This is a genomic window from Bacteroides sp. 1001302B_160321_D4, assembly GCF_015667765.1.
In the GTDB taxonomy this organism is placed as follows: Bacteria; Bacteroidota; Bacteroidia; order Bacteroidales; family Bacteroidaceae; genus Bacteroides; species Bacteroides xylanisolvens.
In genome coordinates, this window is record NZ_JADPLO010000034.1 from 19,222 (window position 1) to 36,521 (window position 17,300).

Consider the following 17,300-nt stretch of genomic DNA (forward strand, 5'->3'; position numbering starts at 1 on the left):
AAGAATCCTTATGAAAAAGTTAATATATACAGCCTTTGTCATTTGCGGAATGTTGACCGCTTCTTGCTCGGATTTATTAAATCTGGAATCAAAAACAGACGTGACGAATAATTATCTGTTCACTACTCCCGAAGGGTTGAATACTGCCGTTACAGGATTGTATTCCCTGGCACGTGAATTGCCGGGTGGAGCGGATAATAACGAATCTAATCTGTACATCGTTACCATGTGTGACTTTAATACGGATATTGCCATACTTAGAGCAGGTGTTTCTACCTCAATCGGACGTTTGAATACAAGTTTTACTCCAAGTACTGGAGATGTTAATAAGTTCTGGAAACATCACTATGGGATTATCGGAAAAGCAAATGAAATTATTGTAGCGGCAGAAGCCTTGGGACTGGATGACAGCGATGTATTGCACGCATGGAGTGAAGCGAAATTCTTCAGAGGACGGAGCTATTTTGAACTTTGGAAACGCTTTGACCGCCTTTATCTGAACGTCACTCCAACCACTGTCGATAATCTGAAACGGGAGTATAAACCGGCTTCTCATGAAGAACTGATGACACTGATGACGACTGACTTGGATGATGCAATGAAAGGTCTGGACTGGTCGCTTCCTCAAAATAACGGAAATGTATTGTATGGACGGGTAACGAAAGCGACTGCCAAACATGTCCGTGCACAGGTTGCCATGTGGGAATCGGATTGGGATACAGCCATTGAGGAATGTGAAGACATCTTTAAACAGGAGGGCATTTACTCAATGGAAAAGAAGGCCGAGAATGTATTTAATAGCGCAGATTTGAAATCCCCGGAAGTGTTGTGGAGTTTCCAATATTCACAAAACTTGGGTGGAGGAGGTTCCGGAACTCCGGTTGCCGGACATCGTATCTCTATTCAGACCACTACCCGAATCAATAAAATTGCAGGTTGTATCAATACGGCCGATCAGGGTGGATATGGTTGGGGACGTATTTATCCGAATACCTATTTATTGAGTTTGTATGACCAGGCTAAAGATACACGATACAATGAATTGTTTGTACACCGTTTCAAATACAATGATCCTACTTCTCCTAAATATGGCGAATTGATTCCCCTTGCGAAAAGTTCCAGTTATTGTGAGACGTTGCATTTCATGTCGAAAAAATACTTTGATCAGTGGACTATGGCCGATAATCCGGACCGGACAACGGGATTCAAGGATTTGATTGTCTATCGACTGGCTGAAACTTACTTAATGGCGGCAGAAGCGTATATGCGCCGTGACGGAGGAATGAGCACGGATGCTCTGCGCTGTTACAATAAAATATGGGAACGTGCCGGGAATGACAAATTTGCGGGACCTCTGACGCAAGATATTCTTTTGGATGAATATGCCCGTGAACTGAACTTCGAGGGAGTCCGTTGGCCTTTACTAAAACGTTTGGGGCTTTTGGGTGAAAGGGTGAAAGCGCATTATGGCGAGACAAAAGCTGAAAATCCTTATTTAGATAAAGATTATGCGGAATGTCGTACCAGTTTTGTAGTTGGAAAGCACGAATGTTGGCCTATCCCACAGGAGCAGATTGACTTGATGGGGAAAGAGAATTTTCCACAGAATGAGAATTGGTATTAAGCGATTGATTATCTGAAAAACATGAATGAGTATGAAAAGAATAATATATCTGTTATTGATTTTAAATCTGGGGCTGCTTTCCTGTGTCGATGATGCGTCGGTACGTGTGATGCCTGAATTTAATTGTAAAGATACAAAAGTAAACCTGGCAAAAGCGGCGGGTTCTTCCGTTACATCGCTATTATATACTAATGTCGGTCAGGTTGTTGCTCAATATCAAGCGGAGTGGCTTTCTGTAGATGTAAACGCTAAAAGTGTAATATACACTGCCTTGACGCAGAATGACGGTGAGGATGCAAGGACTACTGTCGTGAAGCTGACTTGCGGTTCATATACAGTGGAAGTGACGGTTACACAGGATTCCAAAGAACCGGACCTTTCTTTGAAGGTAGGACAAAGTGTAGATGATGGTATTGGTATGATTTTCTGGGTGGATCCTTCGGACAAGATGGTAGGAAAAGCTGTATCTGTAAAACGTCAGGGAGGAAATCCTTTTGAGGCCTCCGTGATGTTTCATAATGCGCTTTCTACAGTGAATGGATATGCCAATACGGCTTTGTTTACTGCTCCTACTGCAAATGATGCAGTGGCATACTGTCAGTCGTTGGGTGAGGGATGGTATCTGCCTGCACGTGATGAGTTATGGGAGTTGTTTGATGTTTACAACGGTATTGGACATGCTGATCCGGATTTTGCTTCGGTTGTACCTGATAAGTTGACGGAAGTTGAGAAAGCGGCACGTGCGGCATTTGATAAGATGTTGACCGATTTGCAGGGTGATGTGATAAATGAGGCTGCCGGTTCGGGCAATGGGGAAAGCTATTGGTCGAGTACGGAAAATGCAGCAGGGGATAAGGCTTATTGGGTACGTTTCGGAAAGTCTGGTGCTGATGCAGGAAATAAAACAGCTACCAACCGTTTTGTGAGATGTATGCGCACAGTTGGTGATTATACTTATCCTGAAGAGCCGGCAACTCTGACGGTTAATCCGAATCCTGTGACATTGGAAGGTGCTAACGAAGCGGAAGCAAATGTTACGTTGACATCCAATAAAAGTGTATTCAGCGTAGTGTTGGCAGATGATTCCTGGCTTTCATATACTATTTCAGGCACAACAGTTACGTTCAAGGCAAAATCAAAAAATACCACTGGTAATATTCGTACGACAATTGCTACAATAACAGCCGGTACTGGCGCAGCCGCAAAAGCAGTGGAGGTAACAGTGAATCAAAATGTAGCTGCCGAGGGAGACGCTTCCCTCGAATTGAGTACCAATACGGTGACTATTACGCCTGATGCGGTAGCAAAATCAGAGGTAATCACAATGATTTCTGATGAGACGGAATTTGTAATAAATATCACTGATGAATCTTGGGTGAAAGCGTATGTTGATGTAACAAATAAAACTCTTTATTTTTGGACATTATCTCCCAATCTGAATAGTTCTAACCGGGTGACGACTGCTACGGTAACAGCCGGAAGCGGAGCGAATGCGCCTAAACAAGAGGTTACGATTACACAGAGAGGACTTTTAAGTTCCGAGTTTGCGGTGGGACAGGTAATTGCGGATAATGGTTCGTTGAAAGGAGGCATTGTTTTCTGGGTAGATGCAACTAATCGTGGTAAGGCTAAGATTATGTCGTTGGACAGAGAGAATTTGGCATGGTCTACAGCAGGCTCTCCGGCTTCTACCGGAGTGGATTTATCCGGAGATGATGGATATACTAATACTATGGCGTTGGCTGCATTACCAAATGCATCGGAAATGCCTGCCATTAAGTTCTGTATGGACAAGGGGACAGGTTGGTATTGGTCGGGGAGAAAAGACTTGGAACAAATGTTTGAAACATATAATGGGACCACTGTGGCAAATGCAACAAATGATAATCCGAATGCGATTACTGATTTTGAAAAAGCCAATCGTGCAGCATGGGATCGGGTTGTCAGCAATGCGGGAGGAACTATTATGAATGAGGCTGCGTCATCTTCTACAGGAGATACATATTGGGCTTGTCGTGAGGCTTCGAAAGGTGTGAATGGATTTTATGTACGTTTTGGAAAGCCTATATCTTGGAGCAGTGCAACCTCTAAAAAGAGTTCTTTAAGATATATTCGTGCAGTCCGTTCAATCTCGAAATAATGGTATTAGGTATGTATAAGGTATATAGAAAAATAATCTTAGCCTGCTTGTTATTGATTGTTGCCGGCACGGTTTGCGGTCAGCGTGTGACGCAAACGATCAACGATGGTTGGAAGTTCTCCCTCTTTGAGGGAGACGCGTTCGATGCTGACTTTGATGTGTCCGGTTGGACTGACGTTTCCATTCCTCATACTTGGAATGCAAAAGATGCAGAAGATGAAATCCCCGGTTATTTCCGGGGAAAAGGCTGGTACAGGAAAGCCGTGACAGTGGAGGAACTGATTGTCGGTCAAAGAGTTTATCTTTGTTTTGAAGGGGCCAATCAGGAGACAAATGTATTTGTGAATGGAAAGTTGGTAGGGAATCATAAAGGTGGTTATTCTGCTTTTACGTTTGATGTGACTGACTATGTTCATACCGGACGCAATCTGGTAGCAGTGAGTGTTGACAACTCTTATAATCCGGATATTGCTCCTCTTTCGGCAGACTTTACTTTCTTCGGCGGACTTTATCGGGATGTTTATCTGGTGTATACTTCGCCCGTGCAACTGTCTACCACCCATTATGCTTCCAGTGGAGTATATCTCAAAACTGTTGGAATAACAGACGCTCAAGCGGAAGTGTGTGCAAAAACATTCTTGTCCAATGCTTTGAAAAGTAATCAGGCATTGATTCTTGAAACGGAGATTTTGGATGCAGACGGTAATAGAGTGGCACTTTCCGCAAAGAAAGTGAATGTGAAGGCAGGAGAGAAGAATGTAGCCTTTGAAGCGTTGATGACTATTGCGCAACCCAAACGGTGGGATGTTGATTCTCCTTATTTATATAAGGTGTATAGCCGTTTGAAGAATAAAAAGGGAGAAGTTCTCGATTGCGTTGTTAATCCGCTGGGAATCCGTGAATATCATTTTGATGCGGAGAAAGGTTTTTTCCTGAACGGGAAATATCGGAAATTGATTGGTACCAGCCGGCATCAGGATTACAAAGGAATGGGGAATGCCTTGCGGGATGAAATGCATATCCGGGATATACAGTTGAGTAAGGATATGGGAAGTAATTTCCTGCGAGTGGCTCATTATCCGCAAGATCCGGTTGTGATGCAGATGTGTGATAAGTTGGGGCTGTTGACTTCGGTTGAAATTCCGATTGTAAATGCCATTACTCAAAGTAGGGCGTTTATGGACAACTGTGTGGAACAGGCTACGGAAATGGTTTATCAGAACTATAATTATCCGTCTGTCATCATTTGGGCTTACATGAATGAAGTGCTTTTGCGTCCTCCCTTTAATCCTGACAACAAGAAAGAACGGGCGGAATATATGAAGTCTCTTCATCAAATAGCTTCGGCTGTTGAGGCGCAGATCAGAAGTCTGGACTCGGAACGCTATACCATGTTGCCTTGTCATTCTGCTTCCCAAATCTATCAGGAAGCAGGGATTACTGAATTGCCGATGTTATTGGGATTTAATCTTTATAATGGATGGTATGGTGGTAATTTGGACGGATTTGAAGAGAAACTGGAAGAACTTCACAAGGAGTTTCCTCATAAACCGTTGCTTATTACCGAATATGGGGCGGATGTAGATACTCGTATTCATTCTTTTTCGCCTGTGCGGTTTGATTTTAGTTGTGAGTTTGGCTCTGTCTATCATGAACATTATTTGCCTGAAATTCTAAAGAGGGATTATATCGTGGGGGCTATGGTCTGGAATTTGAATGATTTTTATTCCGAAGCCAGAAGAAATGCCATGCCTCACGTGAACAATAAAGGGTTGGTAAGTACGGATAGAGAACGTAAGGACGGATATTATCTTTATCAGGCTTATCTGAAAGAGTTACCTGTTCTGCATATTGCTTCTAAATCTTGGAAGAATAGGGCAGGAGCCAGTCGGGATGGAAAGAGTTGTACACAACCCTTGAAAGTTTATACTAACGCGGATAAGGTGGAGGTCTTTTTGAATGGAAAAAGTTTGGGAGTATATCCGGTAGCAGATAAGGTGGTTTCCGTGGACATTCCTTTTGTAAACGGAAAGAATGTGGTGGATGCTGTGATTGAAAAGGAGGGACGTGAATATCGTGACCAGTATGTTTGTGATTTTAAATGTGTCAATGTGAAGAATGGCTTTACGGAAATCAATGTACTACTGGGTGCTCGACGCTATTTTGAGGACCGGATAGCAGAGATGTGCTGGATACCCGAACAGGCTTATGCAGAAGGTTCATGGGGATATATTGGTGGGGAAGTGGCTCCGAACAAAACTCGTTACGGTTCTTTGCCGGCCAGCGATACAGATATACTGGGGACGGATCAGGATCCTGTCTTCCAGACACAGCGAGTAGGCATTGAAGCTTTTAAGGCAGATGTACCGGATGGTGTTTATGCTGTATATTTGTATTGGACAGAACTTACTTCTGAAAATAAAAGAGAGGCTTTGGTGTATAATTTAGGAAATGATGTAGTGAGGGAGGACTATATTAACCGGGTATTTTCTGTGGATATAAATGGAGTATCTGTTGCCAAACAAATGAATATTGCAGAAGAATACGGTTCCGAACGTGCGGTTATTAAGAAATATATTGTTCCGGTTTCACAAGGAAAGGGGCTTGTCGTTCGTTTTGGAGCGGTGGAATCTGTGCCTATTTTAAATGCAATACGAATCGTAAAAGAATATTAGATGATGAAAAATAGTATAGTTATATTGTTTTTACTGCTGTTATCCCAGTTTGGTTATGCGCAGGGAAGCACATTTAAGGTCACTGCCCGTCCGTGGGTGAAAGGACAGAAAAATCTGCCTTGGAAAGAGTATGATACTCGTACTATTGCTCAATTGGATGGGTTCAAACCTACTGGTAAAGTACGTGTGAATAAGTATGGAAGTGATTTGGATGCTCCCAGGCATCGGGCTACAGGATTTTTCAGGGTAGAACGTACCGGAGATCGATGGTGGATGATTGATCCCGATGGGTATCGGCATTTGCAGAAAGTGGTGGTAGGAGTACGTTTAGGTACTTCCGAACGCAATAAACAAGCAATGCTGGACAAATTCGGTACGGAAGAAAAATGGATCGAAGGAACGGCACGGATGATTCATTCGCTGGGCTTTTCCGGGGCCGGCTCCTGGAGTAATGAGGAAGCTATTGCCTCTTACAATGCCTCTCATAAGGAGGTACTGACTCGCTCAATCATTCTGAACCTGATGAGTGGATATGGGAAGAAACGAGGAGGAACTTATCAGTTACCTGGTAATACGGGATATCCTAATCAGTGTATTTTTGTTTTTGACCCGGAGTTCGAAACCTATTGCGATGAGATGGCACAAAAACTGGTCGCAAATAAAACGGATAAAAATATCATCGGCTATTTTTCGGATAATGAACTGCCGTTCGGGCCGAAGAATCTGGAGGGGTATCTGACTTTGAAGAATCCCAATGATCCGGGAAGATTGTATGCAGAATCCTGGTTGAAACAGCAGGGTATTACTTTGCAGCAAATTACGGACGAACATCGGGAAGAGTTTGCGGGGGTAGTAGCGGAACGATACTATAAAGTGGTGTCGGAAGCGATTCGGAAATATGATCCCAATCACCTTTATTTAGGTAGTCGTCTACATGGAAAACCTAAGTTTATCCGCCAGATTGTGGAAGCGGCAGGCAGGTATTGTGATGTCGTTGCTATTAACTACTATGGTGCATGGACACCGAGTGAGAAGACCATGAAGCATTGGGGCGAATGGGCTCAAAAACCTTTCATCATCACGGAATTTTATACGAAAGGAATGGATTCAGGGCTGGCAAACACAACAGGGGCAGGTTTCACCGTTCAAACCCAGCAGGAACGTGGATATGCCTACCAGCATTTTGTTTTGGGATTATTGGAAAGTGGGAATTGTGTCGGATGGCATTGGTTCCGTTATCAGGATAATGATCCGACAGCAAAAGGGGTAGATCCTTCGAATCTGGACTCTAACAAAGGGCTGGTAGATAATGAATACAATCTTTATAAACCGTTGGCTGATGCTATGAAAGAATTGAATATCAACGCTTATCGTTTGGCTGACTGGTTCGATCAACAATCAACTAATAATAAATAAAATACATACCATGAAAAAACTATTTATATTGGGAACTTTTCTGTTTATAAGTTCTATTCCTATGGTGTCTTGTACGGATGATGATGATAAAGATCCTAATTTTATGCCTCCTGACATAGTGATGGGAGGGGGAGATGTAGAATCGGAATATCCGGAAGATTTGCCTGCTCCCGGAGCTTCTGTGATGTATACTCCGTCATTAAATGCCAATATGTATCGCCCTATCAATGTTAAGTATTCCAGTGCTTATCCGCCTATATCTAGTTGGAAAACAGAGAATACACGTATTATTGCGTATATGGACGGGTATAAGCCGGCTATTAAAACGTTGAAAGCGTATCAGGAGTCGGTTAATAAATACGGAAGTTCGACTACGCTTCCGAAACAGGCGGCTACGGGAAGATTTTATACGAAGAAAATAGACGGACGTTGGTGGTTGGTTGATCCGGAAGGTTGTCTGCATCTGGAACGTAGTGCGACTTCTTTGCGTAAGGGAACTTCCAGTCGTAATAAAACGGCCTGGAATAGCAGGTTTGGAACTGATGAGAAATGGTTATCTACTACTCAACGTGAATTGAGTGAGATCGGCTTTCACGGTACAGGTGCCTTCTGTACAGGAACTTATTCACTGATTCAGACTCATAATGCTTCCAATCCGAGCAGTCCGTTAACTTTGGCGCCTTCATTTGCTTTTTTAAGTCAGTTCAAGAGTGCGAAGTCTTATAATTACCCTGGAGGAAGCGATGATAACGCAGCAGGTCTTGTGTTTTATAATGGATGGAGTGAATGGTGTGAATCATATTTGGCAGGTAGTGCTTTCGCAGATTATTTGCGTGATCCTAATGTGTTAGGTTTCTTTTCGGATAATGAGATAAACTTCTCTTCAAACAGTTCCCGGATTTTAGATCGTTTTCTGGCTATCAGTAACTCAAGTGATCCGGCTTATGTTGCGGCGAAAGCTTTTATGGATTCTAAAGGTATGCAAAGTGTGACGGATGACTTGAATAATGAGTTTGCCGGGATTGTAGCAGAGAAATATTATAAAGCAGTGAAAGAGGCAGTGAAGAAAGTAGATGATAAGTTGCTTTATCTGGGAACAAGATTACATGGAACTCCTAAATATATGGAAGGAGTAGTGAGAGCTGCCGGAAAATATTGTGATGTTATTTCTATCAACTATTATAGTCGTTGGAGTCCTGAACTGACAACAGCGATTGCTGATTGGGCTAATTGGGCGGACAAACCGTTTCTTGTAAGTGAGTTTTATACGAAAGGGGTGGAGGACTCTGATCTGAATAACCAGTCGGGAGCCGGATATTCTGTTCCTACACAAAACGAGAGAGCTTATGCTTATCAGCATTTTACATTAGGATTGCTTGAAGCTAAGAATTGTGTTGGCTGGCATTGGTTCAAATACCAGGATGATGATGGTACGGACAATTCGTCGAAACCTGCTAATAAAGGTCTTTATGATAATTCTTATCAACTCTTTCCTTATCTATCTTTCTTTGCCCGCGAATTGAATTTTAATGCGTATGATTTGATTCAGTATTTTGATAAATAGGTGTTTGTTTCTATATAATATTTGAGAGGAAAAACAAAGTGCGAATTTTACAGGATTAGTTTTGGTTAAAGCTATACTGCAAAATTCGCACTTCTTATTTTTTAATGAATAATCAATGTCTTATCAGATCAGAGTATCATCTGATAGACAAATGAATATCGGTAGTGAAAAATTAGTTATGTACTAACGTACCTATCTCTTCTCCACTGATAACCTTCTTTAAGTTGCCTACTGTGTCCATATCAAATACGACGATTGGCAGATTGTTTTCTTTACACATACAAGTCGCTGTCAAATCCATGACTTTCAAACCACGTTTCAGTACTTCATCGTATGTAATATCGTCGAATTTGGTAGCGGTAGGATCTTTCTCGGGGTCAGCTGTGTAAATACCATCTACACGAGTACCTTTCAGCATAACGTCTGCTTCGATTTCTATGCCTCTAAGTGAAGAACCGGTGTCAGTAGTAAAGAAAGGATTTCCCGTTCCAGCGGACATAATGACTACTTCGCCGTTCTCCATACATTCGATAGCTTTCCATTTACTGTAGAATTCACCGATAGGTTCCATCCGGACTGCTGTCAACACACGTGCCTTTACACCGGTAGCCACAAGAGCAGAACTTAGAGCGAGACTGTTGATTACAGTAGCCAACATTCCCATTTGGTCTCCTTTCACGCGGTCGAAACCTTTATTGGCTCCGCTTAGTCCGCGAAATATATTGCCTCCTCCGATAACGATACCGATCTGTACCCCTTGTTCGTGGATTTCTTTGATTTGTTCAGCATATTCTGCCAGTCTTTTTTCATCAATGCCATATTGCTTTTCGCCCATTAAGCTCTCTCCACTAAGCTTTAGTAAGATTCTTTTATACTTTGCCATACCTTTTGCTTTTTATTGTTTGCCGCAAATATAGAGATAATTTATCGGATAGCCTCACCGGGATACGATTACTTTTTTCATTATTTGTCTTCCCAAAGGGGTTTGTATAATTCCCCGCAATGAAAGATAAACGAGAAAAGCCAGCCACAGGGCATGATTTCCTAAAAGGGGATGGAAAGCGTAATAGACTCCAAAGAAGCTGGCAGAGGCAACTAACATGGAGTAAAGCATTTGTCGGGTAGCAGTGGCACCGATGAAAATGCCATCCCATAAGAAAGCGGAGAAACCGGCTAACGGAATAATGAGTGCCCAGTAAAAATAAGTGTCTGAAGCGCTGATTACTGAAGTGTCATTGGTTAGTAATCCTAGGAATTCTTTTCCGCCAGCTGCATAGAGAATTGTGAATACCAGTGAAAGACCGAACCCCCAATAGAAAAGGTGATGTACTGTGTTACGTAAGCCTGTTTGGTTTTTGGCACCAATGTAACGGCCGGCCAGTGCTTCACCGGCATAAGCGAATCCGTCCATAATGTACGAAAACAAGGTAAATAATTGCATGAGTAAGGTGTTCACGGCTAATACGATTTCTCCTTGGGCGGCTCCTGCAGAGGTAAAAAACATAGTGACTATAACAAGGCAGAGGGTGCGGAAGAATATGTCCCGGTTGACTTGAAAGAAACGGTACATGGCTTGTTTCTGTATGATTTCTTTCCATACGATTCGTTTTTTAAGCGCACTATAGTAACGCATGTATAGCAGAATAGCCATGAAGAAACCTGCATATTGGGCAATTAAAGTCCCTGTTGCCACTCCTGCCACTTTCATGTCCAATAAGTAGACAAAACATAGACTGGCTACAATGTTGACAATATTTTGAGTAATAGCGATATGCATGGGAAAACGTGAATTCTGCATCCCGATAAACCAGCCGGCGAATCCATAAAGCCCTAATGTGGCTGGGGCTCCCCAGATACAGATATAGAAATAGGTTGTTGCCAATTGCTTGACCTCCGGTGTGGTTTGTATCAGTGTAAATGCCAGTTTCAGAATAGGGTATTGGAGTATCAACAGGCAAAGTGCTATAAATAATCCTACTCCAACAGAACGTAGCAGTAACCGGGTGATTTCGTTTAAATCATGTTGACCGTACGCTTGTGAAGTCATTCCGCTTGTTCCCATGCGTAGGAATCCAAAAATCCAGTAGATAATGTTGAATAACATTCCCCCTACTGCAATGGCTCCAATGTACGCCGGAGAACCGAGATGTCCTACGATCGTGACATCGATAAGTCCCAGTAGCGGAACGGTAATATTCGATATAATCGATGGGATGGCTATCTGTAATATTCGTCTGTTTACGGAGGATTTTTTTTTATCTGTCATTGTATAAAAACACTTTTATCAATTTGATTGTTCTTTTCGCGAACAAAGGTACATTTTTTATTTTTTTATTGTATCTTTGTGTGTCACGAACTAAATAGCAATCAGATGGATTATGAGGACCTTAACTATTTTTCTTATCTCTTTATTTTCATTGCCGCTGGTGCTGAATGCGCAGTCGGTTGATGAGATGTTACAAAAAGTGTCTGCTGCCATTGAGGCAGGGCAGAATGGGCAGGCTGTGAGCTATTTCCGGCAGACTATCGCTCTGAATATAGACCGTACGGAAATGTATTATTGGACGAATGTAGACAAGAACAGTGAAATTAGCTCCAAACTGGCTACAGAATTAGCGCTTGCCTATAAAAAGAATCGGAATTACGATAAAGCCTATTTATTTTACAAGGAATTACTGCAAAAGACTCCTAATAATGTAGATTGTTTGGAAGCTTGCGCAGAAATGCAGGTATGTCGTGGGCAGGAGAAAGATGCTTTGCGTATGTACGAAAAAATATTGCAACTTGAGGCGGATAATCTGGCGGCTAATATCTTTTTAGGAAACTATTATTATTTGACAGCAGAACAGGAGAAGAAAAAGTTGGAGATGGATTATAAAAAACTTTCTTCTCCCACTAAAATGCAGTATGCCCGCTACCGGGATGGATTATCGAAGTTGTTCACTACCCGGTATGAGAAAGCGCGTAACTCTTTGCAGAAAGTGATTCTGCGTTTTCCATCAACAGAAGCTCAAAAGACATTGGATAAGATATTGAGGATAGAAAAAGAGGTGAATCGCTAAGCGGTTCACCTCTTTTCAATTATATTCAATTTGTTATTTTATAGTTCGTATTGGTAAATCCAAAGGCCCTTCATTAAGCGCTCGGGTATCAATGTCTCCTTTCTTCGGTCCGGGTATCAGAGGACTATAGGATAAGACATGTCTGATACGTTCACGTTGATTTTGAGTGAATTGGTTTGAATAACTAATAGCATAATCCATGATATTATAAGAGATAAACTCTATACCATCACATCCTGTTCGTTTTACCAAATTTTTAAATGTGTATTTTTCTCTCTCATTCTCATATATGTAATCACATTTGCTATCATACTCTTGTTTATTATAGCTTTTGGTATCTTTGCAATAATCCGTATCTTCACACGTGCCATTATCGGTTTCGGCAAAGACATGATGTAGTCCCAGGTAATGTCCTAATTCATGAGCTAGCGTGACAGCAATGTCTGCTGTACTATATTCTGTTGGAGTAGACTCTTCATTAATATATAGGCTATTAATGGAGACAGATAGTGGGAATTGTAAATTTGCTAATGTTAGATGAGAGTAGTCTGTTTCACCAAGCCCTTCTAAATAATGCTTGCCTGTAGTAGAAAAAGGAATATGAGAGATACCTAATGTTACTGAATTTGAATTCGGTTCAGTTGTAAAATTATAAACCATAATGTTGATATATGAGTTTGGATCCCATAAGTATTTTACATATTTTCCCGAATTATCCTTCATAAAAGCTTCACAATCGATAGGGTATGACTCTGGCCATTGGATATATTCTACGCCAGGATTGGGTAATGTTTCTCCATTTTTATCTGTTGTTGCCAATGTAAAAGTAAGATTCATGTCTACACTGTTATTCTTGCTTTTATACAGACTGTTCACTTTGTCTAGTATATGGGATAAACGGCTTGAATTTACTTTTTGTAGAGAATTCTCATCTTCTTTATACAATACATGAAAGATTACAGGGAGTTCATAATGGTATTCTTCAGCCGTATTGGTAGAGCCATTTTGAATGATTTGAACAGTTTTGCTAACCTTATGACTTATGATAGTGACAGTTGCTGTTCTGGATTTGGATTCCAGATTTGCATTAATAGATAAGATTAACTTTCCATCGTTTTCTCCTTTTTGTGTATTGGGAATGCACCATTGTTTATTACTTGTAACAGTCCATGAGGAACTACAAGTAATATCTATCGTTAATGATTCACCGCTTGCGCTGATGTTATCAAACTTCGATTCTGATATATGCAATGTTGCAGAATCTGAATCATCGCATCCTATTAATATCCATAACAATGGAAGGAGGAAAATTAATTTTGTTTTCATAAATGAAAGAGTTTTATATAAAAACGCACGTTTCAAAGATAATGTTTTGATCTGGAATAGAATAGCTTATTTCAGTAAATATTCTACTTCCTTAAACATATACCCTCTTTTAATCAGCTTCTCATCTTCTAATATCAACTTTCCTTCAGGTTCTACACAAACGATTCGTGCAAGAAATTCTCCATTGGCATCTTTATATCGATGCATCCCTTCCCTTCTGAAAAGAGATTTTTCATATTGACAGGCTATTGATGTCGTATCGCCTTTTTTGAGCAAGCTATAATAAGATTGGATACGCAGCATGATATTTTTCAGTATTTCAAATAGATCATGCTCTTCTTCTGTGATTTGTAGCAGTGAAACGGGGTTAGGAGCAGAACTGTGAAATATCTCTTGATTAATATTGATTCCGATTCCTATAATGCTCTGACTGATATTCCGCCCCATCAGATCGTTTTCTATCAACATCCCACATATTTTTTTTTCTTTCCAATAAATATCATTCGGCCATTTGATAGAAATGTCGGTGGTATAGGTATCCAATTCTTCTTTAATAGCTAAAGATATAATCTGTGAAATAAGAAACTGACGTCGTGCTTCCAAAAACTCGGGGAAGATAACGGTGCTGAAAAGAAGATTCTTGCCAGGAGCTGATTCCCACGAATTTCCACGCTGTCCCCGACCGGAAGTCTGAAAATCGGCGACAACGACAGTTAATTCCTCCACCTTCTGTTCAGAACAGAGAGATTGCAGATAATTGTTGGTCGAGTTCGTCTCGTTGATATGAATCAATGGAACCGGGAATGTATCAGGGGAGGGCATCATATTCTGCGCGTAACTTTTTAGTAAATTTTTTGATTACCTCATCATAAGAGTGGTCAATAAGCTCTTTCATCAATTTATCATCTACGTCACTGTCAAAGCGGACACTATTCCAGTACTTTTTATTAAAATGATAAGCCCCTTCAATTCCCGAATAATGTTCACGCAATTCGATTGCTTTTTCCGGATCACATTTTAGTGCGATGTGATTAGCTTCTTCCAGGTCAATGAGAGCAAACATCTTGTTCATTACCTTTACAACCAGTGATACATCATCGAAAGGAAAAGATTCGGTGACTCCTTTCTTGTTCAAGCAGTATTCTCTGACAGTTTCTACATTCATAATGAATTAATAATTATAGTATGTTTTCATAATTGGTTATATCATAAATTAAAGCGCAGATTGCACGAATTTCACGGCTTTTATAATGATGAATATCTAAATCCACAGCTTTCTTTAATATAAAGGAGGATAAAACGCTTCCTCTATGTGTTCAACCTTGAAATTCCCGTCGTTGCCTACTACAGTGATGATATCGAAGCGTACAGGAGTGTCAATCTGAAACAATCTGATATAGGCATCTGCTGCACGTACTGTACGTTTTATTTTGGGTAAATCTACAGCATCTTCCGGGGCTGCAAACAGAGTGTCACTGCGCGTCTTCACTTCTACTACAATTAGTTCATTGTCTTTTGCAGCTACAATGTCCAGTTCGAAATGTCCTCTTCTCCAATTCCGGTCACGAATAAGATAACCTTTCTGCTCAAGATAAGCTACGGCGGCATTTTCTCCGGATTTTCCTAAATCATTATGTTCAGCCATCTTTTTTTGCAAATTTACTGCTTTTATTCTTTGTTTTTACAGAAGTAAAAGTAATTTTGCAGAAGATATGAGAAAAAGGAGTAAGAAGTGCCTGAAAATGCATGTCGAATGTACCAAAAGGGAACGACGGATGAGCATTTTATTGAGCGACGAAGAACAGCTGATTGTAGATCGTTATCTTGAGAAATATAAGATAACGAACAAGTCACGTTGGCTTCGTGAAACAATTCTCATGTTTATCCATAAGAATATGGAAGAAGATTATCCCACCCTTTTTGGTGAACATGATATGAGACGATAGTTGAAAATTAAAAATTAAAGAGGGGAATGCTGGACGATATTTACTTCATGAAACAAGCCTTGATAGAGGCAGGTAAGGCTGCCGAGCGAGGAGAAGTTCCCGTTGGAGCTGTCGTGGTTTGTAAAGAGCGGATTATTGCGCGTGCCCATAATCTCACAGAAACATTGAATGATGTAACGGCTCATGCTGAGATGCAGGCTATTACAGCTGCTGCCAACGTGCTTGGTGGTAAGTATTTGAACGAATGTACCCTGTATGTCACCGTTGAGCCTTGCGTGATGTGCGCAGGGGCTATTGCTTGGGCACAAACAAGCAAGCTTGTGTTTGGTGCCGAAGATGAAAAACGCGGCTATCAGAAATATGCCGGTTCGGCTCTACATCCTAAAACAGTGGTTGTAAAAGGGATAATGGCTGACGAATGCGCTGCACTAATGAAAGAGTTTTTTGCAGCGAAACGGAAATGAAAGCAGTGTAATGGCTATTTGATTTCCTCAAAATCTACATATTCGCCATCATCCTGGGTGAATATTTTTTTATGTCTTTTCTCCGGAACATTCTCGGAATATATTTCTTCTTCATCATCATTTGAACGGCGATTCGTTTGGTTATAGCTTTGTTGGCTTGTACGTCCTGATTCCGTCTGTTTCGGGCGGGATGAAGAAGAACTACGTCCTAATCCGAAAATCGTTCTTAATATGAAGCCGACAATAGAAAGGCCAAATACGAAAATGGCAATGATAAAAATGAGTATGAATAAAAGTATATGCATCGGACTATGATTTTTATGTTGTTACTTTGATAAAACTCATAGTACAACAAACGTGCCAAGAGATTGTTTATTTACTTTTTCTTGTAAAAAGTGAAAGTAAAATATACCATACAATAATGGCGGCAAAACTGCTAATTCCAAGAAGTAGAAGAAGAGGAATGCAGATAATCAGGAATATAAAACTGATTTTGTTGTCATTCCATGACAGGTTTTTAAATTTCAAAGAAAACATCGGTATTTCTGATACCAGTAGTCCGGAAAACAGACAGACAAGTATAAGAAGGTAGACAGGATGGCAGTTGTCTGATATCAGGAAGTCATGTGCCCCTGCCACTAATGAGCCCCAAAACAGAGCATTGGCTGGTACTGGGAGTCCGACAAAAGAGCTGGTCTGCCGTGTGTCATTGTTGAATTTAGCCAGGCGCAAGGCAGAAAAAACAGAAATCAAGAATGCCAAATAGGGTAGATAAGGAGCGATGAACTCCATATTTGCCGGATAGTACATTTCTTTGAACAAGGAGAATACGATCAGTGAGGGAGCAACTCCGAAGCTGACATCATCTGCCAATGAATCCAGGTCTTTTCCGATAATGGAATGTGCATTAAGTGCACGAGCCAACAATCCGTCAAAGAAATCAAAAATAGAACTTAAAGCGATGAAAAGTAGAGCCAGTTCATATTTTGCTTCAAAAGCCATGACGCAAGCAATACAACCGGAGAAAAGGTTCAGGCAGGTTACGGTATTCGGAATACTATTTTTAATAACGTTTGTCATTGT

The 17,300-nt window shown here is 40.9% G+C and carries 16 protein-coding genes; 8 read left to right on the plus strand and 8 right to left on the minus strand.

Going from position 1 to position 17,300, the window contains the following annotated elements:
• Positions 1-10 precede the first annotated feature (10 nt).
• The 5 genes from KFO40_RS14015 to KFO40_RS14035 are packed head-to-tail and all read left to right on the plus strand — an operon-like array spanning position 11 to position 9,419.
• Positions 11-1,624: a RagB/SusD family nutrient uptake outer membrane protein gene (locus KFO40_RS14015; RefSeq protein ID WP_211146491.1), complete on the plus strand. Its 1,614-nt coding sequence runs from the start codon at positions 11-13 to the stop codon at positions 1,622-1,624.
• Positions 1,625-1,649: 25 nt separating this feature from the next.
• Positions 1,650-3,764 (plus strand): BACON domain-containing protein, encoded by a 2,115-nt coding sequence (locus KFO40_RS14020; RefSeq protein WP_211146492.1) that lies wholly within the window; start codon positions 1,650-1,652, stop codon positions 3,762-3,764.
• Positions 3,765-3,775: 11 nt separating this feature from the next.
• Complete coding sequence (locus KFO40_RS14025) at positions 3,776-6,439, plus strand: glycoside hydrolase family 2 TIM barrel-domain containing protein (protein WP_211146493.1); 2,664 nt, start codon at positions 3,776-3,778, stop codon at positions 6,437-6,439.
• 3 nt (positions 6,440-6,442) lie between these two features.
• On the plus strand, positions 6,443-7,855 hold the full coding sequence (locus KFO40_RS14030; protein WP_118407625.1) for an agarase: 1,413 nt from the start codon (positions 6,443-6,445) through the stop codon (positions 7,853-7,855).
• A 10-nt stretch (positions 7,856-7,865) separates the two neighbouring features.
• Positions 7,866-9,419, plus strand: a complete 1,554-nt coding sequence (locus tag KFO40_RS14035) for a hypothetical protein (protein WP_008025077.1) — start codon at positions 7,866-7,868, stop codon at positions 9,417-9,419.
• Positions 9,420-9,591: 172 nt separating this feature from the next.
• Here the strand turns inward: KFO40_RS14035 and pyrH are convergent, their stop codons facing one another.
• Both pyrH and KFO40_RS14045 read right to left on the minus strand, forming a co-directional pair.
• A complete protein-coding gene (gene pyrH / locus KFO40_RS14040; RefSeq protein ID WP_008025075.1) occupies positions 9,592-10,302 on the minus strand; it encodes a UMP kinase in 711 nt (236 codons plus the stop codon).
• A gap of 54 nt (positions 10,303-10,356) precedes the next feature.
• Positions 10,357-11,685 carry an MATE family efflux transporter gene (locus tag KFO40_RS14045; RefSeq protein ID WP_117809734.1) on the minus strand — a complete coding sequence of 443 codons (1,329 nt, stop codon included), beginning with the start codon at positions 11,683-11,685 and terminating at the stop codon, positions 10,357-10,359.
• A 112-nt stretch (positions 11,686-11,797) separates the two neighbouring features.
• Here KFO40_RS14045 and KFO40_RS14050 point away from each other — a divergent pair, with 112 nt between their 5' ends.
• A complete protein-coding gene (locus KFO40_RS14050; protein WP_008770696.1) occupies positions 11,798-12,481 on the plus strand; it encodes a tetratricopeptide repeat protein in 684 nt (227 codons plus the stop codon).
• 33 nt (positions 12,482-12,514) lie between these two features.
• Here KFO40_RS14050 and KFO40_RS14055 read toward each other — a convergent pair whose 3' ends face one another.
• From KFO40_RS14055 to KFO40_RS14070, 4 genes are all read right to left on the minus strand, one after another.
• Positions 12,515-13,807: a zinc-dependent metalloproteinase lipoprotein gene (locus KFO40_RS14055; RefSeq protein WP_008770697.1), complete on the minus strand. Its 1,293-nt coding sequence runs from the start codon at positions 13,805-13,807 to the stop codon at positions 12,515-12,517.
• A 66-nt stretch (positions 13,808-13,873) separates the two neighbouring features.
• A complete protein-coding gene (locus KFO40_RS14060; RefSeq protein WP_074705848.1) occupies positions 13,874-14,632 on the minus strand; it encodes a biotin--[acetyl-CoA-carboxylase] ligase in 759 nt (252 codons plus the stop codon).
• A complete protein-coding gene (locus KFO40_RS14065) occupies positions 14,616-14,972 on the minus strand; it encodes an MmcQ/YjbR family DNA-binding protein (RefSeq protein ID WP_004316305.1) in 357 nt (118 codons plus the stop codon). The genes KFO40_RS14060 and KFO40_RS14065 overlap by 17 nt, the downstream gene beginning before the upstream one ends.
• A gap of 114 nt (positions 14,973-15,086) precedes the next feature.
• Entirely contained in the window at positions 15,087-15,452 is a 366-nt protein-coding gene (locus tag KFO40_RS14070) for a YraN family protein (RefSeq protein WP_008025070.1), read from the minus strand.
• Positions 15,453-15,519: 67 nt separating this feature from the next.
• On the opposite strand from KFO40_RS14070, the gene KFO40_RS14075 reads away from it, so the two are divergent.
• A complete protein-coding gene (locus tag KFO40_RS14075; RefSeq protein ID WP_004299215.1) occupies positions 15,520-15,753 on the plus strand; it encodes a hypothetical protein in 234 nt (77 codons plus the stop codon).
• A 26-nt stretch (positions 15,754-15,779) separates the two neighbouring features.
• Positions 15,780-16,217, plus strand: coding sequence for a nucleoside deaminase (locus tag KFO40_RS14080; RefSeq protein ID WP_008025068.1), 438 nt, complete (start codon positions 15,780-15,782; stop codon positions 16,215-16,217).
• Positions 16,218-16,231: 14 nt separating this feature from the next.
• Here the strand turns inward: KFO40_RS14080 and KFO40_RS14085 are convergent, their stop codons facing one another.
• Together KFO40_RS14085 and pssA are read right to left on the minus strand one after the other, a co-directional pair.
• Positions 16,232-16,522, minus strand: coding sequence for a DUF4834 family protein (locus KFO40_RS14085; protein WP_004316302.1), 291 nt, complete (start codon positions 16,520-16,522; stop codon positions 16,232-16,234).
• A gap of 67 nt (positions 16,523-16,589) precedes the next feature.
• The gene (gene pssA, locus KFO40_RS14090; protein WP_008025067.1) at positions 16,590-17,297 is read right to left on the minus strand and encodes a CDP-diacylglycerol--serine O-phosphatidyltransferase; all 708 of its coding nucleotides are present in this window, start codon (positions 17,295-17,297) and stop codon (positions 16,590-16,592) included.
• Positions 17,298-17,300 lie beyond the last annotated feature (3 nt).